The 21,626-nt window shown below is 71.9% G+C and carries 18 protein-coding genes; 16 read left to right on the forward strand and 2 right to left on the reverse strand.

Going from position 1 to position 21,626, the window contains the following annotated elements:
- Nucleotides 1-59 precede the first annotated feature (59 nt).
- From ACFWPI_RS31125 to ACFWPI_RS31195, 15 genes are all read left to right on the forward strand, one after another.
- Nucleotides 60-1,286 (forward strand): sensor histidine kinase, encoded by a 1,227-nt coding sequence (locus ACFWPI_RS31125; RefSeq protein WP_380375895.1) that lies wholly within the window; start codon nucleotides 60-62, stop codon nucleotides 1,284-1,286.
- 37 nt (nucleotides 1,287-1,323) lie between these two features.
- Complete coding sequence (locus tag ACFWPI_RS31130; RefSeq protein WP_063348833.1) at nucleotides 1,324-2,013, forward strand: response regulator transcription factor; 690 nt, start codon at nucleotides 1,324-1,326, stop codon at nucleotides 2,011-2,013.
- A 210-nt stretch (nucleotides 2,014-2,223) separates the two neighbouring features.
- The gene (locus tag ACFWPI_RS31135; RefSeq protein WP_380375920.1) at nucleotides 2,224-3,153 is read left to right on the forward strand and encodes a Rossmann-like and DUF2520 domain-containing protein; all 930 of its coding nucleotides are present in this window, start codon (nucleotides 2,224-2,226) and stop codon (nucleotides 3,151-3,153) included.
- The gene (gene panC, locus ACFWPI_RS31140) at nucleotides 3,153-4,058 is read left to right on the forward strand and encodes a pantoate--beta-alanine ligase (protein WP_079135800.1); all 906 of its coding nucleotides are present in this window, start codon (nucleotides 3,153-3,155) and stop codon (nucleotides 4,056-4,058) included. Before ACFWPI_RS31135 ends, panC begins: the two co-directional genes overlap by 1 nt.
- Before the next feature lie 103 nt (nucleotides 4,059-4,161).
- Nucleotides 4,162-4,611 (forward strand): aspartate 1-decarboxylase, encoded by a 450-nt coding sequence (panD, locus tag ACFWPI_RS31145; protein WP_380375893.1) that lies wholly within the window; start codon nucleotides 4,162-4,164, stop codon nucleotides 4,609-4,611.
- A gap of 16 nt (nucleotides 4,612-4,627) precedes the next feature.
- Nucleotides 4,628-6,301: an L-aspartate oxidase gene (locus ACFWPI_RS31150; protein WP_380375892.1), complete on the forward strand. Its 1,674-nt coding sequence runs from the start codon at nucleotides 4,628-4,630 to the stop codon at nucleotides 6,299-6,301.
- Between the two features lie 4 nt (nucleotides 6,302-6,305).
- A complete protein-coding gene (nadC, locus tag ACFWPI_RS31155; RefSeq protein ID WP_063348830.1) occupies nucleotides 6,306-7,277 on the forward strand; it encodes a carboxylating nicotinate-nucleotide diphosphorylase in 972 nt (323 codons plus the stop codon).
- A 29-nt stretch (nucleotides 7,278-7,306) separates the two neighbouring features.
- Nucleotides 7,307-8,092: a type III pantothenate kinase gene (locus ACFWPI_RS31160; protein ID WP_063348829.1), complete on the forward strand. Its 786-nt coding sequence runs from the start codon at nucleotides 7,307-7,309 to the stop codon at nucleotides 8,090-8,092.
- 157 nt (nucleotides 8,093-8,249) lie between these two features.
- On the forward strand, nucleotides 8,250-8,990 hold the full coding sequence (locus ACFWPI_RS31165; protein ID WP_363589008.1) for a hypothetical protein: 741 nt from the start codon (nucleotides 8,250-8,252) through the stop codon (nucleotides 8,988-8,990).
- A 94-nt stretch (nucleotides 8,991-9,084) separates the two neighbouring features.
- The gene (gene lysX, locus ACFWPI_RS31170) at nucleotides 9,085-10,641 is read left to right on the forward strand and encodes a bifunctional lysylphosphatidylglycerol synthetase/lysine--tRNA ligase LysX (RefSeq protein WP_079135798.1); all 1,557 of its coding nucleotides are present in this window, start codon (nucleotides 9,085-9,087) and stop codon (nucleotides 10,639-10,641) included.
- Between the two features lie 262 nt (nucleotides 10,642-10,903).
- Entirely contained in the window at nucleotides 10,904-11,341 is a 438-nt protein-coding gene (locus tag ACFWPI_RS31175) for a BlaI/MecI/CopY family transcriptional regulator (protein ID WP_380375889.1), read from the forward strand.
- A gap of 10 nt (nucleotides 11,342-11,351) precedes the next feature.
- Complete coding sequence (locus tag ACFWPI_RS31180) at nucleotides 11,352-11,888, forward strand: amino-acid N-acetyltransferase (RefSeq protein ID WP_350878402.1); 537 nt, start codon at nucleotides 11,352-11,354, stop codon at nucleotides 11,886-11,888.
- Nucleotides 11,889-11,979: 91 nt separating this feature from the next.
- Nucleotides 11,980-12,330, forward strand: coding sequence for an Lsr2 family protein (locus ACFWPI_RS31185; RefSeq protein ID WP_063348825.1), 351 nt, complete (start codon nucleotides 11,980-11,982; stop codon nucleotides 12,328-12,330).
- A 650-nt stretch (nucleotides 12,331-12,980) separates the two neighbouring features.
- Entirely contained in the window at nucleotides 12,981-15,500 is a 2,520-nt protein-coding gene (locus ACFWPI_RS31190) for an ATP-dependent Clp protease ATP-binding subunit (RefSeq protein WP_063348824.1), read from the forward strand.
- A 341-nt stretch (nucleotides 15,501-15,841) separates the two neighbouring features.
- Nucleotides 15,842-18,199 carry an immune inhibitor A domain-containing protein gene (locus tag ACFWPI_RS31195; protein ID WP_363375195.1) on the forward strand — a complete coding sequence of 786 codons (2,358 nt, stop codon included), beginning with the start codon at nucleotides 15,842-15,844 and terminating at the stop codon, nucleotides 18,197-18,199.
- 99 nt (nucleotides 18,200-18,298) lie between these two features.
- Here the strand turns inward: ACFWPI_RS31195 and ACFWPI_RS31200 are convergent, their stop codons facing one another.
- Nucleotides 18,299-19,492 (reverse strand): threonine aldolase family protein, encoded by a 1,194-nt coding sequence (locus ACFWPI_RS31200; RefSeq protein WP_380375886.1) that lies wholly within the window; start codon nucleotides 19,490-19,492, stop codon nucleotides 18,299-18,301.
- A 373-nt stretch (nucleotides 19,493-19,865) separates the two neighbouring features.
- Between ACFWPI_RS31200 and ACFWPI_RS31205 the strand changes: the two genes are divergently transcribed.
- Nucleotides 19,866-20,798, forward strand: a complete 933-nt coding sequence (locus ACFWPI_RS31205; RefSeq protein ID WP_380375884.1) for a M23 family metallopeptidase — start codon at nucleotides 19,866-19,868, stop codon at nucleotides 20,796-20,798.
- A 72-nt stretch (nucleotides 20,799-20,870) separates the two neighbouring features.
- On the opposite strand, the gene ACFWPI_RS31210 is transcribed toward ACFWPI_RS31205, so the two are convergent.
- A complete protein-coding gene (locus ACFWPI_RS31210; RefSeq protein ID WP_380375882.1) occupies nucleotides 20,871-21,506 on the reverse strand; it encodes a TetR/AcrR family transcriptional regulator in 636 nt (211 codons plus the stop codon).
- Nucleotides 21,507-21,626: the final 120 nt, after the last annotated feature.

A 21,626-nucleotide genomic window follows, 5' to 3' on the forward strand; every position in this document is an offset into this window, starting at 1 on the left:
AGGACGGATCGCCCTACCGGCGGACCTGAACACGCCAGGTGACTGCCTAGGCTGGAGACGTGCATCGACTCAACGCCTGGCTCCGCCGTCACCCCGTGGTGGTCGACGCCGCCTGGGCTGCGATGGTGCTCTTCGTCGGCCTGCTGCCGAACGACAGTTTCAGCGACGGCTGGCGCTTCGACGCACAGATCCTGATCGCGGTGCTGCTGCCCGCGCTGATGGTCTTCCGCCGACGCTTCCCCGACGTCACCGTGGCGGCCGCCACCGGCCTCGGCCTCGGCCAGGTGGCCGCCGACGTTCTCCCGGCCGCCTCCTCCCTCGCCTACCTGGTGTTCGCGTACACCGGCGCCGCCTTCGGCCAGAAGTGGACGTCCCGGCTGGCACTGGTCGCCGGGCTGGCCGCCGGGCCCCTGGTGTTCTGGCAGCTCCACCCGCTGAAGACGGTCGCCAACGGCGCCGGGGACTACCACACCCGCCCGTACTCCTTCGGCGAGGCGGCGCTGATCACGCTGCTGATGAGCACCCCGTTCATCCTGTGCTGGGCATGGGGCCGGCTGACCAGGGTGCGCCGCGCCTACCTGACCGAGCTGGAGGACCGCGCCGCCCGGCTGGAGCGCGAGCGGGACGCCCAGTCCAAGGTGGCGGTGGCCGCCGAGCGCGCCCGGATCGCCCGCGAGCTGCACGACGTGGTCGCACACAACGTCTCGGTGATGATCGTCCAGGCCGACGGCGCCGCGTACGTGCTCGACAACTCGCCGCAGCAGGCGAAGGAGGCGCTCGGCACGATCGCGTCCACCGGCCGGCAGGCGCTGGTCGAGATGCGCCGCCTGCTGGGCGTGCTGCGCACCGCCGACACCGCCGAGGAGTACGTGCCGCAGCCGGGCGTCGAGGAGCTGCCGGAGCTGCTGGAGCAGGTCCGCACGGCCGGGCTGCAGGTGGACTACGCGACCTCCGGGCATCCGCGCGAGCTGCCGCGCGGCGTCGAGCTGACGGTCTACCGGATCGTCCAGGAGGCGCTGACCAACGTCCGCAAGCACGGCGGCCCCGACGTGCACGCCCGGGTCGCGGTCGACTTCGGCGAGCGCGAGCTGGCCGTCCTGGTCGAGGACGACGGCCGCGGCAGCACCGACGAGCAACTGGCCGTCGGCGGCACGGACGGCCTCGGCCACGGCCTGATCGGCATGCGCGAGCGGGTCGGCATGGTCAGCGGCAGCCTCGACGTGGGCCCCCGCCCCGGCGGCGGCTTCCGGATCCGCGCCATCCTGCCGCTCAAGGCGGCCCACTAACCCCCCGGTCCCCCCGACGCCCCCTGAAGGAGCCACCTTGACCATCCGCGTGATGCTCGTCGACGACCAGGAACTGCTGCGCACCGGCTTCCGGATGATCCTGCAGTCGCAGGGCGACATCGAGATCGTCGCCGAGGCCGGCGACGGCGCCCGGGCCCTGGAGGAGCTGCGGCACACCCAGGTGGACGTGATCCTGATGGACGTGCGGATGCCGCGCCTGGACGGGGTGCAGACCACCCGCCGGATCTGCCTGGCCGAGGACGGCAGCCCCGTACCCAACGCCCCGCACGTGCTCATCCTGACCACCTTCGACCTGGACGAGTACGCCTTCGCCGCGCTCAAGGCCGGCGCCAGCGGCTTCCTGCTCAAGGACGTCCCGCCGACCGAGCTGGTGGCCGCGATCCGCGCGGTGCACGGCGGGGACGCGGTGGTCGCGCCGACCACCACCCGCCGCATGATCGACCGCTTCGCCGAGGTGCTGCCGACCCCGCAGAGCGCGCCCGGCTCGGACGCCCTCGGGCCGCTGACCGAGCGGGAGCGGGAGGTGTTCCTGCTGGTCGCCCAGGGGCTGTCGAACGGCGAGATCGCGGCCCGGCTGGTGCTCTCCGAGGCCACCGTGAAGACCCACGTCGGCCGGATCCTGGCCAAGCTCGGCCTGCGCGACCGGGTCCAGGCCGTGGTGCTCGCCTACGAGGCCGGGCTGATCCGGGCCGGGGCGACGGACTGAGCGGCCCCGGGCACCCCGGGCGTCCCGTGGAGGACCCCGTGGAGGACCGGCTGAGCGCCCGTAGAATGGGCCGGTACGTCCGGTACCCGAAGAGGACCGGAACGAGGAGCTAAGGACGAGGGCCGGGCCGTGAACACGTCCGACAGTGCCGACCACGCCGCCGACGGCGGGTTCGCCCCGCTCGCCGACGGCTTCGGCGATCCGAGCCACCTGAACGACCCGCGCCACCCGAGCTACCCCGACGACCCGGCCGACCCCGGCAACCGCCCGGCCCGGCTGGCCGTCGGCGTGGTCGGCACCGGCCGGGTCGGCCCGGCACTGGGCGCCGCCCTGCAGCTCGCCGGGCACACCGTGGTCGCCGCCTCCGGGGTGTCCGCCACCTCCCGCCGCCGCGCCGAGGCACTGCTGCCGGGGGTGCGGATCGTCACCCCGCCGCAGGTGCTGGCCGCCGCCGACCTGGTGCTGCTCACCGTGCCGGACGACACGCTGGCCGACCTGGTGGCCGGCCTCGCCGCGACCGGCGCCGTCCGCCCCGGGCAGCTGCTGGTGCACACCTCCGGCGCACACGGCGTCGGCATCCTGGAGCCCGCCACCCGGGCCGGGGCGCTGCCGCTGGCGCTGCACCCGGCGATGACCTTCACCGGCACCTCCGTCGACCTGGACCGGCTGGCCGGCTGCCCGTTCGGGGTGACCGCCCCCGAGGAGCTGCGGCCGGTCGCCGAGGCGCTGGTGGTGGAGATGGGCGGCGAGCCGGAGTGGGTGCCGGAGCAGGTCCGCCCGCTCTACCACACGGCCCTCGCGCACGGCGCGAACCACCTGGTCACCCTGGTCGCGCAGGCGATGGACCTGCTGCGCACGGCCGGCGTCGCCGAGCCCGGCCGGCTGCTCGGCCCGCTGCTCGGCGCCGCCCTGGACAACAGCCTGCGCTCCGGCGACGCGGCCCTCACCGGCCCGGTCGCCCGGGGCGACGCGGGCACCGTGCGGCGCCACCTGGCGCAGCTCAGTACGGTGTCCCCGGACATCCCGGCGGCCTACCGCGCGATGGCCCGCGCCACCGCGCAGCGGGCGCTCGCCAACGGGACGATCGACGAAGCGTCGGCGGCGGCGCTGCTGGACGTACTGAACGAGGAGAATCGCTAATGGCACGCGGAAAGCAGCCGGTCAGGACCCAGCGGGCGCCGAAGGTCCACCGGGCCGTCGTCACCCGCACCGTGGACGACTTCGAGGCCGCGTTCTGGCCGGACGAGCGCCCGGTCGACAACGCCGTCGTGATGACCATGGGCGCGCTGCACGAGGGCCACGCCGCGCTGATCCGGGCCGCCCGCAAGCAGGTCGGCCAGGAGGGCCGGGTCGCGGTGACGGTCTTCGTCAACCCGCTGCAGTTCGGCCCGGCCGAGGACCTGGAGCGCTACCCGCGCAGCCTGGACGAGGACGTGAAGCTGGCCGAGGAGAACGGCGCCGACGTGGTGTTCGCGCCCTCCGTCGACGAGGTGTACCCGAACGGCCGGCCGCAGGTGCGCCTGTCGGCCGGCCCGATGGGCGAGCGCTTCGAGGGCGCCACCCGCCCCGGCCACTTCGACGGCGTGCTGACCGTCGTCGCCAAGCTGCTGCACATCACCGACCCGGACTTCGCGTTCTTCGGCGAGAAGGACGCGCAGCAGCTCGCGATCATCCAGCGGATGGTCGCCGACCTGGACTTCGACGTCGAGGTGGTCGGGGTGCCGACCGCCCGCGAGGAGGACGGGCTGGCGCGCTCCTCGCGCAACCGCTACCTCTCCGCCGACGAGCGCGAGCAGGCCCTCGCCCTCTCCAAGGCGCTGTTCGCCGGCCGGGACGCCGCCGCCCAGGGCCCGAAGGCCGTCCGCGAGGCCGCCTCGGCGGTCCTGGACGCGGCCGAGGGCATCACCCTCGACTACCTCGCCCTGGTCGACCCGCACGACTTCAGCGAAGCGGCGGACGACTTCCAGGGCGCGGCGGTGCTGGCCGTCGCCGCGACGGTGGGTTCCACCCGCCTGATCGACAACGTCCACGTCATCTGCCGCTAGGTCCTGTCCGGCCGGACAGGACCTGGGCAGCCGGCCACCCGGCACGGACCCGTTCGGTAAGAGCTCCCCTTTAGGCATGCACTCACAGGAGGCGTGACCCGCAATGCTCCGCACCATGCTCAAGTCCAAGATCCACCGGGCCACCGTGACCCAGGCCGACCTGCACTACGTCGGCTCCGTCACGGTGGACGAGGACCTGCTCGACGCCGCCGACCTGCTCCCCGGCGAGCTGGTCCACATCGTCGACATCAACAACGGCGCCCGGCTGGAGACCTACACCATCGCCGGCCCGCGCGGCTCCGGCGTGATCGGCATCAACGGCGCCGCCGCCCGCCTGGTCCACCCCGGCGACCTGGTCATACTCATCGCCTACGGGCAGATGGACACGGCCGAGGCCAAGGGCTACGCACCGAGCATCGTCTTCGTGGACGAGCGGAACCGGATCACCGGCCTGGGCGGCGACCCCGCCGAGGCCCCGGAGGGCACCGGACTGCTCCGCGGCGACGAGGCGTACGGTGACGGCAACGGCGCGGCCCCGACCGCCGCGCGCTGAAGGAGCCACTGACGCCATGTCCGCCACGCACCGCCTCACCGCCCCGGCCCCCGGCTGGACCGCCACCACCGACGTGGTCGTGGTCGGCTCCGGGGTGGCCGGCCTCACCGTCGCCCTCAACGCCCGCAAGGCCGGTCTGCGGACCATGGTGGTCACCAAGGCGATGCTGGACGACGGCTCCACCCGCTGGGCCCAGGGCGGCATCGCGGCCGCCCTGGGCGAGGGCGACACCCCCGCGCAGCACCTGGACGACACCCTGGTGGCCGGCGCCGGGATCTGTGACGAGGAGGCCGTGCGCACCCTGGTCACCGAGGGCCCGGACGCCGTCCGCCGGCTGATCGCCGTCGGCGCCGCCTTCGACCGCGGCACCGACGGCGAGATCCTGCTCACCCGCGAGGGCGGCCACCACCGCCGCCGGATCGCGCACGCCGGCGGGGACGCCACCGGCGCCGAGATATCGCGAGCCCTGGTGGAAGCCGTCCGCAGCGACCCCGGCGTCGAGCTGATCGAGCACGCCCTCGTCCTCGACCTGCTCACCGACGCCGACGGGCACGCCGCCGGCCTCACCCTGCACGTGATGGGCGAGGGCCAGCGCGACGGCGTCGGCGCCGTCCGGGCCCGCGCGGTGGTGCTCGCCACCGGCGGCATGGGCCAGGTCTTCTCCGCCACCACCAACCCGGCGGTCTCCACCGGCGACGGCGTGGCGCTCGCCCTGCGGGCCGGCGCCGCCGTCACCGACCTGGAGTTCGTCCAGTTCCACCCGACCGTGCTCTGGCTCGGCCCGGAGGCCGAGGGCCAGCAGCCGCTGGTCTCCGAGGCGGTCCGCGGCGAGGGCGCCCACCTGGTGGACGCGCAGGGCACCCGCTTCATGCTCGGGCAGCACGAGCTGGCCGAACTGGCCCCGCGCGACATCGTCGCCAAGGCGATCACCCGGCGCATGCAGGAGCAGGGCGCCGAGCACATGTACCTGGACGGGCGGCACTTCGGCGCCGAGATGTGGGAGCAGCGCTTCCCGACCATCCTCGCCTCCTGCCGCGCGCACGGCATCGACCCGGTCACCGAGCCGATCCCGGTCGCCCCGGCCGCGCACTACGCCTCCGGCGGCATCCGCACCGACCGGCACGGCCGCACCAGCGTCCCCGGCCTGTACGCCTGCGGCGAGGTCGCCTGCACCGGGGTGCACGGCGCCAACCGGCTGGCCTCCAACTCGCTGCTGGAGGGCCTGGTCTTCGCCGAGCGGATCGCCGCCGACCTCGCCGACCGGCACCGCCACGGCGCGCTGCCCGAGCGCGCCGTGGACGTCGCCGCCGCCCGCGCCGCACGGCCGGTGCCGCTGCCCGCCCCCGAGTCGCGCGCCGAGATCCAGCGGCTGATGTCGCGCGGCGCCGGCGTGCTGCGCTCGGCCGCCTCGATGGCCGGCGCCGCCGCCGGGCTGGCCCTGCTCGCCGAGCAGGCCCACACGCACGTCGCCGAGGAGAAGCCCGCCGACCCGCGGGTGGAGACCTGGGAGGCCGCCAACCTGCTGCTGGTCTCCACCGCGCTGGTCGCGGCCGCCGCGCAGCGCGAGGAGACCCGCGGCTGCCACTGGCGCGAGGACTTCCCCGAGCGCGACGACGCCCACTGGCGGCGCCACCTGATCACCACCCTCACCGCCTCCGGCGACCCCGTCAGCACCCCTGAGGAGCAGTAGAACCATGACCCACTCCCACGAGGAACTCCCCCTGGCCGACGCCCAGGGCGGCTGCGGCGACGGCTGCGCCTGCGGGGACGGCGAGGGCTACGAGACCGGCCTGGACCCGCAGTTGGCCGAGCTGCTGGAGCAGGCCGGACTGGACCCGATCGAGGTCGAGGACATCGCCACCCTGGCGCTGGCCGAGGACCTGGCCGGCGGCGAGGACGTCACCTCGGTGGCCACCGTGCCCGCCGAGGCCGTCGCCACCGCCGACTTCACCGCCCGCCAGGCCGGCGTGGTGGCCGGCCTGCGGATCGCCGAGGCGGTCGTCTCGCTGATCTGCGAGGAGGAGTTCGAGGTCGAGCGGCACGTCCAGGACGGCGACCGGGTCGAGGCCGGCCAGGTGCTGCTGTCGGTCCGCTCCCGCACCCGCGACCTGCTCACCGCCGAGCGCAGCGCGCTCAACCTGCTCTGCCACCTGTCCGGCATCGCCACCGCGACCCGCGCCTGGGCCGACGCCCTGGAGGGCACCGGCGCCGTCGTCCGGGACACCCGCAAGACGACCCCGGGCCTGCGCGCGCTGGAGAAGTTCGCGGTGCGCTGCGGCGGCGGCGCCAACCACCGGATGGCCCTGTCCGACGCCGCCCTGGTCAAGGACAACCACGTGGTCGCGGCCGGCGGCGTCGCCGAGGCCTTCCGGGCCGTCAAGGCCGCCTACCCCGACCTGCCGGTCGAGATCGAGGTCGACACCCTGGAGCAGATCCCGCCGGTGCTGGCGGCCGGGGCCGACCTGATCCTGCTGGACAACTTCACCGTCCCGCAGCTGAAGGAGGCCGTCGAGCTGGTGGCCGGCCGGGCGAAGCTGGAGGCCTCCGGCGGCCTGACCCTGGCCACCGCGCGCGAGGTCGCCCAGACTGGTGTCGACTACCTGGCGGTGGGCGCGCTCACCCACTCCTCGCCGATCCTGGACATCGGCCTCGACCTGCGCGCCTGACCCTCGTCCCGACTCGCAGAAAGCGCCCCATGCTCCTCACCATCGACGTCGGCAACACCCAGACCACGCTCGGCCTGTTCGACGGCGAGGACGTGGTGGAACATTGGCGGATCTCGACCGATTCGCGCCGCACGGCCGATGAACTGGCAGTGCTGCTACAGGGGTTGATGGGCAACCACACCGCGGTCCGGGAGGCCGCGGTGGAGGGCCTGGCGATCTGCTCGTCCGTTCCCGCCGTGCTCCACGAGCTGCGCGAGGTGACCCGCCGCTACTACGGCGACGTCCCCGCGGTGATCGTGGAGCCCGGCGTGAAGACCGGGGTGCACGTCCTGATGGACAACCCCAAGGAGGTCGGCGCCGACCGGATCGTCAACGCCCTGGCCGCCAACCACCTGTACGGCGGCCCGTGCATCGTGGTCGACTTCGGCACCGCCACCACCTTCGACGCCGTCAACGCCCGCGGCGACTACGTGGGCGGCGCGATCGCCCCCGGCATCGAGATCTCGGTCGAGGCGCTCGGCCTCCGCGGCGCCCAGCTGCGCAAGATCGAGCTGGCCAAGCCCCGCAACGTGATCGGCAAGAACACCGTCGAGGGCATGCAGTCCGGCATCCTGTACGGCTTCGCGGGCCAGGTCGACGGCCTGGTCGACCGGATGGCCAAGGAGCTGTCCAAGGACCCGGACGACGTCCAGGTGATCGCCACCGGCGGACTGGCCCCCCTGGTCCTCGGCGAGGCCTCCACCATCGACGTGCACGAGCCCTGGCTCACCCTGATCGGCCTGCGCCTGGTCTTCGAGCGCAACCGCCCGGCCTGACCGGCCCCCAGGGCCCACCGTCGGCGCCCCCCCGGTCCGTCCGGGGGGCGCCGACGCGCGTCCTCCCCCACCCCCGCGGCCGATTCCGCCGGGCCGAACGTGGGGCGTCGGCGCGACGCTACCGACAAATCGGATATTCCTCACGTAGTGTCAGCCCATGCCTACGCCACACGGATCGCGCGGCGGCATGGCCTTCAGCGCCGACGAAGTCCGCGTGCTGCGCCGCGCCCTCGCCCAAGCCCTGCACCCCGCCGTCCCCGTCCACCTCCAGCTCCCCGACCGTCCGGTGTTCGCCGGGCCGGGCGCCGAGCTGTGGGCGGAGGACGTCCAGGACGCGCTGCGTCTGACCGAGGCGATCGACGAGGCCGTCCAGGAGGGCGGCCGGCTGCGCGCCTTCCTGCTCGCCGACCTCGGGCGCTACCGGGCAGCCCTGCCCGGCAGTGCCCCCGGCTACCTGGAACGCCTGGAGGAGGCCGTGACCGACGGCTACCTGCCCGGCCCGGAGGACCTCACCGCGCTGCGCGGGCTGACCCGCCAGCCGTGCGGCCACGGCGAACGCGCCCGCCGCTCCCGGCTGGCCGGCCGCTGCCACGCGCTGGCCGAGGCCGCCGTCCGCGAACGGCTCGCCCTCACCACCGGGCAGCCCCGCCACCTCGTCGTCGTACCGAGCCCCGCCGCACCCCCGAGCAGTCTCCCCACCCCTGTTGGAGGACGGATCACGATGAGCAGCACCGACTCCCCCGCCGAGCGGCCCACCGCCCCCCAGAACCCGCCCCGCCCGCACCGGATGCCCACCCCGGCCGAACTCTTCGGGCGCCGCCCCAAGCCCCCCGCCCACCCCGCGCCCCCGGCCGCCCCGGATCCCGACGAGATCGAACTCGCCACCGGCACCGGCTGAGCCGCCCGCGCCCGAGGAGGGGGACCGCCGACGCGGTCCCCCTCCTGCGTTATCCCGTGGCGGAGCACGGTGTGTGGCTGGCTACCCTTGTGGGGTGAGCGATCAGAGCCCCATCCCCGCGACCGACGACCTTCCCGAGCAGATGCGCGTCCGGCGCGAGAAGCTGGACCGGCTCCGGGCGGCCGGTGTCGACCCCTACCCGGTCGGCTTCCCCCGCACCAGCACCATCGCGGACCTGCGCGCCAAGCACCCCGACCTGGAGCCCGACACCGCGACCGGTGAGCGGGCCGGCGTCACCGGCCGGGTGATCCTCTCCCGCACCGGCGGCAAGCTCTGCTTCGCCACGCTGCGCGACGGCACCGGCGACCTCCAGGTGATGTTCTCCCTGGACAAGCTGGGAGCGGAGCGGCTGGCGGCCTGGAAGACGGACATCGACCTGGGCGACCAGGTCGGCGTCGAGGGCGAGGTGATCACCTCCAAGCGCGGCGAGCTGTCCGTGATGGTGGACCGCTGGGAGCTCACCGCCAAGTGCCTGCGCCCGCTGCCGGACAAGCACAAGGGCCTGACCGACCCGGAGGCCCGGGTCCGCCAGCGGTACGTCGACCTGATCGTCAACCCCGAGGCCCGCGAGATCCTGCACCTGCGCAGCAAGGTGGTCCGCTCGATCCGCCGCACCTACGAGGACCGCGGCTACATCGAGGTCGAGACCCCGATGCTGCAGCCGGTGCACGGCGGCGCCAACGCCCGCCCGTTCAAGACGCACATCAACGCGTACGACATCGACCTCTACATGCGCATCGCCCCCGAGCTGTACCTCAAGCGGCTGGTGGTCGGCGGCGCCGAGAAGGTCTTCGAGATCAACCGCAACTTCCGCAACGAGGGCGCGGACTCCACCCACAACCCGGAGTTCACCTCGCTGGAGTCGTACGAGGCGTACGGCGACTACGACACCCAGGCCGAGCTGATCCGCGAGACGATCGTCAACGCGGCCCGGGACGCGCTGGGCACCACGGTGATCAAGGGCCTGGACGCGCACGGCGTGGAGCACGAGATCGACCTGGCCGAGCCGTGGGAGGAGGTCTCCGTCTACCCGGGCATCTCCGCCCGCCTGGGCGTCGAGGTCACCCCGGAGACCGGCGTCGAGGAGCTGCGCAAGCTGGCCTTCGACCACGGCATCCCGTTCGACAAGGACTGGGGCCACGGTCAGATCGTGCTGGAGATGGTCGAGCGCCTGCTGGAGGAGAACGCCGTCCGGCCGACCTTCATCAAGGACTACCCGACCGAGGTCTCCCCGCTGACCCGCCAGCACCGCTCGGTGCCGGGCGTGGCCGAGAAGTGGGACCTGGTGATCTTCGGTACCGAGATCGGCACCGCCTACTCCGAGCTGGTCGACCCGGTCGAGCAGCGCGCCCGCCTGACCGCGCAGTCCCTGCTGGCGGCCGGCGGCGACGTCGAGGCGATGCAGATCGACGAGGACTTCCTGCGGGCCCTGGAGTACGCGATGCCGCCGACCGGCGGCCTCGGCCTCGGGGTGGACCGCCTGATCATGCTGCTGACCGGCAAGAACATCCGGGAGACCGTGCTCTTCCCGCTGGTGAAGCCGGAGGCGAAGGCTTCCGCCGCGACGGCGGAGAAGACCGAGGAGGAGTGACTGATGGACTACGTCAGCGCGATCGTGCCGCCGCTGGTCATGGCGATCGGCTTCGGATTCCTGGTGCGGGCCATCATCCGCAGCCAGGGCGGAGCCCAGAAGGCCAAGGAAGACCTCGACTGACCCGCGAGCGAACCCGCGACTGACACCGTCAGCCGCCGAACCACCGACGCGCCGCCATTCCCGATTCCGGGGGTGGCGGCGCGCCGGTTTGGCGCACTTCACAAGATTTGCCCCATTCACTCCCTATCCTGGCCGCACTATGGTCCGGCAACTCGGTGAACTTGAGAACGCCATCATGACCCGGGTGTGGCGGTGGAACCGACCGGTGACGGTTCGCGAGGTTCTGCTGGATCTGCAGTCGGAACGCGAAATCGCGTACACCACGGTGATGACCGTCCTGGACAAGCTCCACAGAAAGGGCTGGCTGCGCCGCGAGCGGGTCGGCCGGGCCTATCGATATGAACCGGTCTCGTCCCGCGAGGCGTACACCGCGGCGCTGATGAACGACGCGTGGGCCACCAGTGACAATCCGGCCGCGGCCCTGGTGCACTTCTTCGGCCTGATGTCGCCCGGCCAGCGCGAGGCACTGCGGGACGCCTTGCGGGTCGCCGCGCTGTTCCCGTCGGATCCGGCCCCCGCCGAATCCGCGGAGCCGGGACCGGATACCGGGGAGACCCCGCCGGGCGCGACACGATAACGTCCCGGCCATGGAGGTCACCATCCGCCGTGCGCGGACCACGGACGTGCGGACCGTACGCGGGCTCATCGACGCCTACTCACGCGACGGCATTCTGCTCGACAAGCCCACAGTCACACTGTTCGAATCCGTCCAGGAGTTCTGGGTCGCCGAACGCGACGACACCGGTGCGGTGGTGGCCTGCGGCGCCCTGCACGTGATGTGGGAGGACCTGGCCGAAGTCCGCACGCTCGCCGTCGATCCGTCCTGCCGGGGCTTCGGGGTCGGACATCTGCTGCTGGAGAAGCTGCTGCAGACCGCACGCTGGCTCGGCGTCCGTCGGATTTTCTGCTTGACGTTCGAGGTTCCGTTCTTCGCGAAACACGGTTTCGTCGAGATCGGTGAGCTTCAGGAAACCGATGATGGTACGACAGACCCGGCGGCGATCGCTACGGATGTCTATGAAGAACTTCTCCGCTCGTACGATGAAGGTGTCGCGGAGTTCCTTGACCTGGAGCGGGTGAAGCCCAACACACTGGGCAACTCGCGCATGCTGCTGCACCTCTGAGCGGCTCCGCGCCGGTCAAGGGTTTGTGTTTTCCGGAGAAAGGCGCTTTCCTTTCCTTAGGCAATGGGTCGTTTAGCGGAAAGGGAAGCCCGTGGCACAGAGGGTGCAGGTCATTCTTGAAGACGATCTCGACGGTGGTTCGGCGGACGAGACGGTGACGTTCGCGCTCGACGGCGTTGCCTACGAGATCGACCTGAAGAGCGCCAACGCGGACAAGCTGCGCGGTCTGCTGGCGCCGTACGTGGAGAAGGGCCGCAAGCAGAGCGGCCGGCTCGCCGGCCCGCGGCGCCCGGGTCGCGGCACCGCGCCGCGCCCCTCCGGCAGCGCGCCGGACACCGCGAAGATCCGCGCGTGGGCCAAGGAGCAGGGCATGGAGGTCAACGACCGCGGCCGGGTGCCGAGCACCGTCCGCGAGGCCTACGACAAGGCCAACGCGTCCTGACCCCGGCGCCGCCGGAACGCCGGAGCGGATGCGGGGCCCCGGCGGCCGCACACGGCGCCGACGACACACGCGCGGGGCGCGGAGGACTCTCCTCCGCGCCCCGCGGCGCGCACCCCGGGGGCCGCAGCAGCACCGGTACCGGGGGGCGTCCGGGGCGCGGGCTCGGGCGGCGGAACAATCACGAGCTGTGCAACGCTGTAAGGGCGAAGCGGTAACGCCGGCACCACCGGGCGGCGTACCTGCCGCACCGGCCGTGCCGAACCGCCGTCGCCGCGACGCGACTTCTCGCCAGGCGAACACCGCCACCGCGGAAACTGCGCGAGAAGCGCCCCGATACCGGGTATGAATGCAGGTGGACGGGTTCTCGGACCCGTCCAGGGGCAGCATGCGTGACCGGCCGGAGACGGCCCGGCTCCGCCCCGGCGGTTCTTGTTCGCCGATGGCGTAGCGGTATCCGGTGCATCCGGGCCACCTGTGGGAACACCGTTTCCCAGCATCAGGTTGGGATTGGTGTCGGATGGTCGCGCAGCATCTCGCTCCCGTACCGGGGAGTGAATCCGTGGGCCGCGCCGCTGAGCGGGACTAGCATGCGGAAGGACAGGGCGGGGACCGACCCCGAACTGCCCGACCGCTCTGAGGAGCGATAAACGATGTTCGAGAGGTTCACCGACCGCGCGCGGCGGGTTGTCGTCCTGGCTCAGGAAGAAGCCCGGATGCTCAACCACAACTACATCGGCACCGAGCACATCCTCCTGGGTCTGATCCACGAGGGCGAGGGCGTCGCCGCCAAGGCCCTGGAGAGCCTCGGGATTTCCCTTGAGGCCGTGCGCCAGCAGGTCGAGGAGATCATCGGCCAGGGGCAGCAGGCCCCGTCCGGCCACATCCCCTTCACCCCGCGGGCGAAGAAGGTCCTGGAGCTGTCGCTCCGGGAGGCGCTGCAGCTCGGCCACAACTACATCGGCACCGAGCACATCCTGCTCGGTCTGATCCGCGAGGGCGAGGGCGTCGCCGCCCAGGTCCTGGTCAAGCTGGGCGCCGACCTCAACCGGGTGCGCCAGCAGGTCATCCAGCTGCTCTCCGGCTACCAGACCGGCGGCGGCAAGGAGTCGGCCACGGCCGGCGGGCCCGCCGAGGGCACCCCGTCGACCTCGCTGGTCCTGGACCAGTTCGGCCGCAACCTCACCCAGGCCGCCCGCGAGGCCAAGCTCGACCCGGTCATCGGGCGCGAGAAGGAGATCGAGCGGGTCATGCAGGTGCTGTCCCGCCGCACCAAGAACAACCCGGTCCTGATCGGCGAGCCCGGCGTGGGCAAGACCGCCGTGGTCGAGGGCCTGGCGCAGGCGATCGTCAAGGGCGAGGTCCCGGAGACGCTCAAGGACAAGCAGCTCTACACGCTGGACCTGGGCGCCCTGGTGGCCGGCTCGCGCTACCGCGGTGACTTCGAGGAGCGCCTGAAGAAGGTGCTCAAGGAGATCCGCACCCGCGGCGACATCATCCTGTTCATCGACGAGCTGCACACCCTGGTCGGCGCGGGCGCCGCCGAGGGCGCCATCGACGCCGCCAGCATCCTCAAGCCGATGCTGGCCCGCGGCGAGCTGCAGACCATCGGTGCCACCACCCTGGACGAGTACCGCAAGCACCTGGAGAAGGACGCCGCGCTGGAGCGCCGCTTCCAGCCGATCCAGGTCGCCGAGCCGTCGCTGCCGCACACCATCGAGATCCTCAAGGGTCTGCGCGACCGCTACGAGGCCCACCACCGGGTCTCCATCACGGACTCCGCGCTGGTCGCCGCCGCCACCCTGGCCGACCGCTACATCTCGGACCGCTTCCTGCCGGACAAGGCGATCGACCTGATCGACGAGGCCGGCTCCCGAATGCGCATCCGCCGGATGACCGCGCCGCCGGACCTGCGCGAGTTCGACGAGAAGATCGCCGACGTGCGCCGCGAGAAGGAGAGCGCGATCGACGCGCAGGACTTCGAGAAGGCCGCGTCCCTGCGCGACGACGAGAAGCAGCTCCTCCAGGCCAAGGCCAAGCGCGAGAAGGAGTGGAAGGCCGGCGACATGGACGTCGTCGCGGAGGTCAACGAGGAGCTCATCGCCGAGGTCCTGGCCACCGCCACCGGCATCCCGGTCTTCAAGCTGACCGAGGAGGAGACCTCGCGGCTGCTGCGCATGGAGGACGAGCTGCACAAGCGCGTCATCGGCCAGAAGGACGCCATCAAGGCGCTCTCCCAGGCCATCCGGCGCACCCGTGCGGGCCTCAAGGACCCGAAGCGCCCCGGCGGCTCGTTCATCTTCGCCGGCCCGTCCGGCGTCGGTAAGACCGAGCTGTCCAAGACGCTCGCCGAGTTCCTCTTCGGCGACGAGGACGCGCTGATCGCGCTCGACATGTCCGAGTTCTCCGAGAAGCACACCGTCTCCCGGCTCTTCGGTTCGCCCCCCGGATACGTGGGCTACGAGGAGGGCGGCCAGCTGACCGAGAAGGTCCGCCGCAAGCCGTTCTCCGTCGTCCTCTTCGACGAGGTCGAGAAGGCCCACCCGGACATCTTCAACTCGCTGCTGCAGATCCTGGAGGACGGTCGCCTGACCGACTCCCAGGGCCGCGTGGTCGACTTCAAGAACACCGTCATCATCATGACGACCAACCTCGGCACCCGGGACATCTCCAAGGGCTTCAACCTGGGCTTCGCGGCCACGGGTGACTCCACGACCGGGTACGAGCGGATGAAGGCGAAGGTCGGCGAGGAGCTCAAGCAGCACTTCCGCCCCGAGTTCCTGAACCGCGTCGACGACATCGTGGTGTTCCACCAGCTGTCCGAGGAAGACATCATCCAGATCGTCGACCTGATGATCGACAAGGTGGACGGCCGCCTCAAGGACAAGGACATGGGCCTGGAGCTCAGCGTCGAGGCCAAGAAGCTGCTGGCCAAGCGCGGCTACGACCCGATCCTGGGTGCCCGGCCGCTGCGTCGCACCATCCAGCGCGAGATCGAGGACCACCTCTCCGAGAAGATCCTCTTCGGCGAGCTGCGGGCCGGCCACATCGTGGTCGTCGGTGTCGAGGGTGAGGGCAAGGAGGCCAAGTTCACCTTCCGCGGTGAGGAGAAGTCGGCCGTCGCGGACACCCCGGCCGAGGTCGCCTCGTCCGGTCCGGACCTGACGAAGTAGCAACATTTAACAGACAACTTCACAGCTACCGAGCCCCCGGCGTCCGCGCCGGGGGCTCGGTGCGTTCCGGTCGGCCGGACCGGGGGTGCCCGTGGGCGAGGGCGGATGGCCTCGCGGCGGGCTGGTGCGGGTGCGTCCGATTTCTCAGTAAGCTTTAACGGACATACGGTTGACATATGGTCAGCTGATGGGAAGTTGCGCAGGATAGCGCCGTGGCCATGTCATGGTCAAGGGCTATCTTTTTTGTCCACGCTTGTATCAAATGACGTCCACCTGTCTTTCATTTTGGTTTGCCGGGCTTTGGCCAAGAGCTGGCCCCGGTCGGGGAGGACGTCACAACTTTGAAGAACATCAGGAGATCCGCTGCGGCTGCCACGGCCGCAGCGGTCATAGTCGCGCTCGGCGCGGGCCTGTTCCCGGCCACCGCCGTCGCCGCGGGCTCGGCTCCCGCACCCAGGGACCCGGCCGACGCCGTCCAGTCCGCCAACATCGAGCACAACCTGCCGGGCCCGCTGACCGAGAAGGTCGAGGCCGAGCAGAAGGCCGCCACCGAACAGCTGATCGCGGGCACCGCCCAGGTCGAGCAGCACAACGGCAGCAGCAGCATCAAGCTGGGCAAGGACAAGTACGTGGAGCTCGGTCGCGAGCGCACGGACAAGATCTTCACCATCCTCGTCGACTTCGGCGACCAGGTGGACAACACCACCAAGACCGCAGACGGCAAGGTCATGTACGGCGGTGAGGCCGGCCCGAAGCACAACGAGATCGAGAAGCCGGACCGCGCCAACGACAACTCGACCGCCTGGCAGGCCGACTACAACCAGCAGCACTTCCAGGAGCTGTACTTCTCCAAGGACAAGCCCTCGCTGAAGACCTTCTACGAGAAGCAGTCCTCGGGCCGCTACTCGGTCGACGGCGTGGTCTCGGACTGGGTGCGGGTGCCGTGGAACGAGGCCCGGTACGGCTCGGACTACTGCGGCTCCAACGTCTGCGACAGCGCCCAGGACCTGATCCGCGACGCCGTGGACATCTGGTACAAGGACCAGCTGGCCAAGGGGCAGACCAAGGAGCAGCTCAAGGCCACCCTGGCGTCGTACGACCAGTGGGACCGCTACGGTTCCCACAACGACGGGAACTTCAACCAGCCCGACGGGTACATCGACCACTTCCAGATCGTGCACGCCGGTGAGGACAAGTCGGCCGGCGGCGGCAAGCAGGGCAGCAAGGCCCTGTGGGCCCACCGCGCTTACGCCTACGGCAACCTGAACGGCCAGGCTGGCCCGGCCGACAACAAGCTCGGCGGCATCCAGGTCGGCGACTCCGGCTTCTGGATCGGCGACTACACGATGCAGCCGGAGAACGGCGGCCTCGGCGTCTTCGCCCACGAGTACGGCCACGACCTCGGTCTGCCGGACCTCTACGACACCGCCGGCACCGGCATCGACAACTCGGTCGGCTTCTGGTCGCTGATGTCCTCCGGTTCCTGGCTCGGCGAGGGCAAGGGCGCCATCGGCGACATGCCGAACGACCTCGACGCCTGGAGCAAGCTCAAGCTCGGCTGGCTGAAGTTCGACAAGGCCAAGGCCGGCACCGAGTCGACCCACCACATCGGCCCGGTCGAGTACAACAGCAGCCTCCCGCAGGCCCTGGTCGTCGAGCTGCCGAAGAAGACCATCCCCACCGACATCAACAAGCCCGCTTCGGGCAAGAGCGAGTGGTGGAGCGGCAGCGCCGACAACCTGAACGTCACGCTCACCCGTGACATCGACCTGACCGGGAAGACCAAGGCCAGCCTGAACGCCAAGGCCTGGTACGAGCTGGAGGCGAACTTCGACTACGCCTTCGCCGAGGTCTCCACCGACGGCGGCACCAACTGGACCGCCCTGGACGGCACCTGGAACGGCAAGCCGATCACGAAGGACGCCGGCGGCCGCGCGGCCCTGACCGGCCTCACCGCCGCCTGGGGCGACGTGTCCTTCTCGCTGGACGCCTACGCCGGCAAGGCCGTCAAGGTCCGCTTCCACAACACCACCGACGGTGGCCTGCACTACCGCGGCTTCGCCGTCGACGACATCTCGGTGACCGCCGACGGTTCGACGATCTTCAGCGACGACGTCGAGAACGGCGACAACGGCTGGGTGGCCAAGGGCTTCACCCGCTTCGCCGGCAGCTACACCAAGGACTACGGGCAGTACTACATCGCGGAGAACCGCCAGTACGTCTCCTTCGACCAGACCCTGAAGACCGGCCCGTACAACTTCGGCTGGGGCAACAGCCGGCCGAAGTGGGTCGAGTACTACCCGTACCAGCCCGGTCTGCTGATCTGGTTCTGGGACGAGTCGCAGCCCAACAACAACGTCAGCGCCCACCCGGGCCACGGTCTGATCCTGCCGATCGACTCGCACCCGACCCCGCTCAAGTGGAGCGACGGCGCCCTGCTGCGTCCGCGCATGCAGGGTTACGACTCGACCTTCGGCTCGCGCAAGACCAGCCAGCTGACCCTGCACAAGAACGGCGTCGAGACGGTCGTCCCGAAGGCCAAGGGTGTCGACGAGTTCTCGGACCTGAAGTCGTGGTGGTCCAAGGACAACCCGTACAGCGGCGTGGACGTCCCGAAGACCGGTACCAGCATCGAGGTCGAGAACGAGTCCTCGAACTACCTGGAGACCTGGATCCGGGTCCGCCCGGTCGACAACTGATCGGTCGAGCAGTAGCGATCAGCCTGTGACCAGGCGGTTCTGACCCACCACGTCCGGCCCGTCCCCGCATCGCGCGGGGGCGGGCCGGACGCTTTCCGGTCAGGCCCCGCCGCGGCTCCCGCCGGCCCCGGCGCCCCGGGCCGGCAGCCGGTCCAGGAAGGCGGCGGCCGCCTCGGCGACGTCCGCCGGCGTCCAGTCGAGCGCGGACGCCGACACCGTGACCTCCGTCATCGCCAGGCCCGGCAGGTCCCGCTCGCGCCAGCCGCCGAACAGGGCGACCCCGGTCTCCTCGGCCAGCCCCAGCCCGGCCTCGTCCAACTCCCCGGCGGCGTACGGCAGCCAGAGCTGGAACTGGTGGGTGTGCGGCGGGGCCGGGTGCACCCGGGCGCCGGGGACCGCCGCGAAGGCCGCGTCCAGCGCCTCGGCGACCACCTTGGCGTGCGTCACGTACCGCTCCAGCAGCGGGAGTCGGGCATCCAGCCCGGCCAGCGCGGCGAGCGCCGCCGGCCACTGCTGGTAGAGCTGGCCGCCGTACCGGTGCCGCCAGGCCTTGGCGGTGCGGACGAAGCCCCGCGAACCGGCCAGCGCGGCGCCGCTGATGCCGCCGAGCGTCTTGTAGAAGGACACGTAGACCGAGTCGGCCAGCGCGACGATCTCCGGCAGCGGGTGCCCGAGGTGGAACACCGACTCCCAGATCCGGGCACCGTCCAGGTGCAGGGCCGCGCCGCACTCCTCCCGGACGACCCCGGCCAGCGCCGCCAGCTCCGCCCAGTCGGGCAGCACGAAGCCGGCCTCGCGCAGCGGCAGCTCCAGGCTGAGCGCGGCGTACGGCTCGTCGAAGGAGCGCAGCTCCGCGACGGTGGGCTGGCGCGGGGCCATGGTCGGCCAGACGCTGCGCAGGCCGGTCAGCACGCCGAGCGCGTGCCGCTCGTGCTGGTCGGTGTGGGCCAGCGGGTGGGTCGCGACGGTGCGCAGCCCGGCCGCCTCGGCGTGGATCCGCAGGGCGACCTGCTGGGCCATGGTGCCGGTGGGGAAGAAGGCCGCGTCCTCGGTGCCGAGCAGGTCGGCGACCGTGCGTTCCAGGGTGCGGACCACGCCGTCGCCGTACTGGTCCGGGCGGTGGTCCAGGTCGTGGCCGCCGCCCTCCCCCGCGAGGGCGGCGAGGCGTTCGCGCATGCTCTGCGGCCGGTCGCCGGACAGGATCCGCTCGCAGCCGCGCAGGGCGGCGAAGCGGCGGTCCGGCAGGCTCGGGCGGTCATTGCCGTCGAGGTCTTCGCTCCTGTTGCCATACATGCGTCGATGGTCCCCCAGCGGGCCCGCCAGGTCAGCGGGGCGGACGGCGGAAAGGGGTGTGCGGCCGACCCAAACCCTGGACGGGCATGGCGCTGGTCACACCGGCCGGGCTCCCGCCGGGCGCGGTACGACTGGCGGTAGTAGCCCGGCCGCGGGCGCGGGCGGCCTGCCGCGGACCGGTGGCAGACGATCGGATCTCATGATCATTACTCCGTCAGCTTGAATCTCCGGCGCAACGCCGACTACACGCCGTAGTACGTCACGCCGTTTGGGACTCCGCTCGGTGACCGTTACACCTGAGTGGTCCCCCGCTCAGCACGCGCCCGAACGGGCACTTCGTGCTGCCCTCGTCCACCGTGAGGTACGGCTACCGATGTCCTCTGTCCCGCCCGTAGGGCCGGTCCTGCGCCGGCTCGCCGCCCGTACGGCGGCCCAGGCGGCGGCCTGGCAGCCCCGGCTCGGCCATGCCGCCCGCACCCATGCCGCGCCGCTGCGCGCGCTCGCCGCGCCCCGGCACCCGCTGCCCGGCGGGCACCCGCAGGCCGAACGGGAGCGCGCGGTGGTCGCCGCCGGGGCGGCCGCGGTACTGCTCGCCGGCGCGCTGCTGGTGGCCGCGCCCGGCAGCGCCTCGGCGCAGACCGTCCGGCCCACCACGCCCGGCAGCTCGGCCTTCACCGCGCCGCAGGCCGCCGTGCCCAGCCCGGGGCTGGTCCAGGTGGCCGGGCCGAGCCCGTACCGGCTGCCGAACGACGGCGACTCGGCGCAGGAGTTCGTGGCGGTGGCCGCCAACCTGCTGCCGGTGGAGCCGCCCGTCGCCGGCGCGCCGGCCGAGGCCCCCGCGCCGGGGCCCGAGGCCGCGCCCGCACCGGAGCCGGCTCCGGCTCCGGCTCCGGCTCCGGAGTGGTCGGCCCCGGTGCCGGACGCACCGACCAGCAATCCGTACGGGGCGGCCAACTCCGAGTACGCCGCCGGATACCACACCGGGGTGGACTTCGCGGTCGACCCGGGCACGCCGCTGCTGGCGGTCGGGAACGCGACCGTGGTGTCGGCCGGCTGGGACGGCTCGTACGGCAAGGAGGTCGTGCTGCGGCTGGCGGACGGGCACTACGCGCAGTACGCGCACCTGTCCTCGCTCGGGGTCGCGGCCGGGGACCAGGTGTCGGCCGGCGAGCAGATCGGGCGGTCCGGGAGCACCGGCAACTCGACCGGGCCCCATCTGCACTTCGAGATCCGCACCAGCAACCGCTACGGCGCGGTGGTGAACCCGATCGCGTTCCTCGCGGGGCACGGCGTCACCGACTTCTGAGTCCGGCCCCGGCTACCGGTCCGCCCGCCTGCCCGTCCGTCTGTCCGTCCGTCCGCCTGCCCGCCCGCCCGCTCAGGAGTGGGCGGGGGCCGGGTGGCCGATCCGGCCGCCGATCTCCAGCGCGACCTCCCGGGCCGCCCCGATCGCGTCCTCCAGGGTGGCCGCCGGCGGCCAGGGCTCGCCCCACACGTTGTCGCCGTGGTCGCAGTCCGCGGCGTCCTGCTTGAGCAGGAACATCGCCGAGTGGACGGTGAACAGCGACATCGTGGCGCGCAGCCGCTCCCGGAAGTCGGCGTCCGGCCCGTGCACCAGCTGGATCATCGTGATCATGCGGTCCTTGAACGCCAGCCCGGCCGCGGACTCGCGCAGCGCGGGCTGGTTCTCGTGGAAGAAGCGCAGCAGCGGCGCCCGCTCGGCCATCCCGTCCGCGAAGCGGCGGATCAGCTCGTCGCGCATCTCCGGGCTCCAGGACTGCTGCCGGCCCCACGCGATGGTCTCGTCGATCGGCGCGGCCATCCGCTCCACGATGCCCAGGACGATGTCGTCCTTGGTCTTGAAGTGGTAGTAGAGCGCGGCCTTGGTGACGCCGAGGCGGTCGGCGATCTCGCGCAGCGAGGTCTGCTCGTAGCCCTGCTCGGAGAAGAGCTCCAGGGACACCTCGATGATGCGGGACCGCGTGTCGCTGCGGGGGCTGTGCGGAGTGCCCATGGCCTGCCTCATGAGTGCGTCGGTGACTGCTGCGGACCCCGGTGGCGTCCGCCCCGGGCCTATTCTCCCTGCCCAGGCAGCCGGGCGGGAAACTGGCTTGACGACCGGCTAGTAAACAAC

The sequence above is a fragment of the Kitasatospora sp. NPDC058492 genome (assembly GCF_042720685.1).
Taxonomy (GTDB): Bacteria; Actinomycetota; Actinomycetes; order Streptomycetales; family Streptomycetaceae; genus Kitasatospora.

Coding starts and splice junctions, on each gene's coding strand:
- ACFWPI_RS31210 (WP_380375882.1), bottom strand. CDS start 21,506: ATGGGCACTCCGCACAGCCCCCGCAGCGACACGCGGTCCCGCATCATC.
- ACFWPI_RS31205 (WP_380375884.1), top strand. CDS start 19,866: ATGTCCTCTGTCCCGCCCGTAGGGCCGGTCCTGCGCCGGCTCGCCGCC.
- nadC (WP_063348830.1), top strand. CDS start 6,306: ATGACCCACTCCCACGAGGAACTCCCCCTGGCCGACGCCCAGGGCGGC.
- panD (WP_380375893.1), top strand. CDS start 4,162: ATGCTCCGCACCATGCTCAAGTCCAAGATCCACCGGGCCACCGTGACC.
- ACFWPI_RS31175 (WP_380375889.1), top strand. CDS start 10,904: ATGGTCCGGCAACTCGGTGAACTTGAGAACGCCATCATGACCCGGGTG.
- ACFWPI_RS31165 (WP_363589008.1), top strand. CDS start 8,250: ATGCCTACGCCACACGGATCGCGCGGCGGCATGGCCTTCAGCGCCGAC.
- ACFWPI_RS31160 (WP_063348829.1), top strand. CDS start 7,307: ATGCTCCTCACCATCGACGTCGGCAACACCCAGACCACGCTCGGCCTG.
- ACFWPI_RS31150 (WP_380375892.1), top strand. CDS start 4,628: ATGTCCGCCACGCACCGCCTCACCGCCCCGGCCCCCGGCTGGACCGCC.
- ACFWPI_RS31180 (WP_350878402.1), top strand. CDS start 11,352: ATGGAGGTCACCATCCGCCGTGCGCGGACCACGGACGTGCGGACCGTA.
- panC (WP_079135800.1), top strand. CDS start 3,153: ATGGCACGCGGAAAGCAGCCGGTCAGGACCCAGCGGGCGCCGAAGGTC.
- ACFWPI_RS31200 (WP_380375886.1), bottom strand. CDS start 19,492: ATGTATGGCAACAGGAGCGAAGACCTCGACGGCAATGACCGCCCGAGC.
- ACFWPI_RS31190 (WP_063348824.1), top strand. CDS start 12,981: ATGTTCGAGAGGTTCACCGACCGCGCGCGGCGGGTTGTCGTCCTGGCT.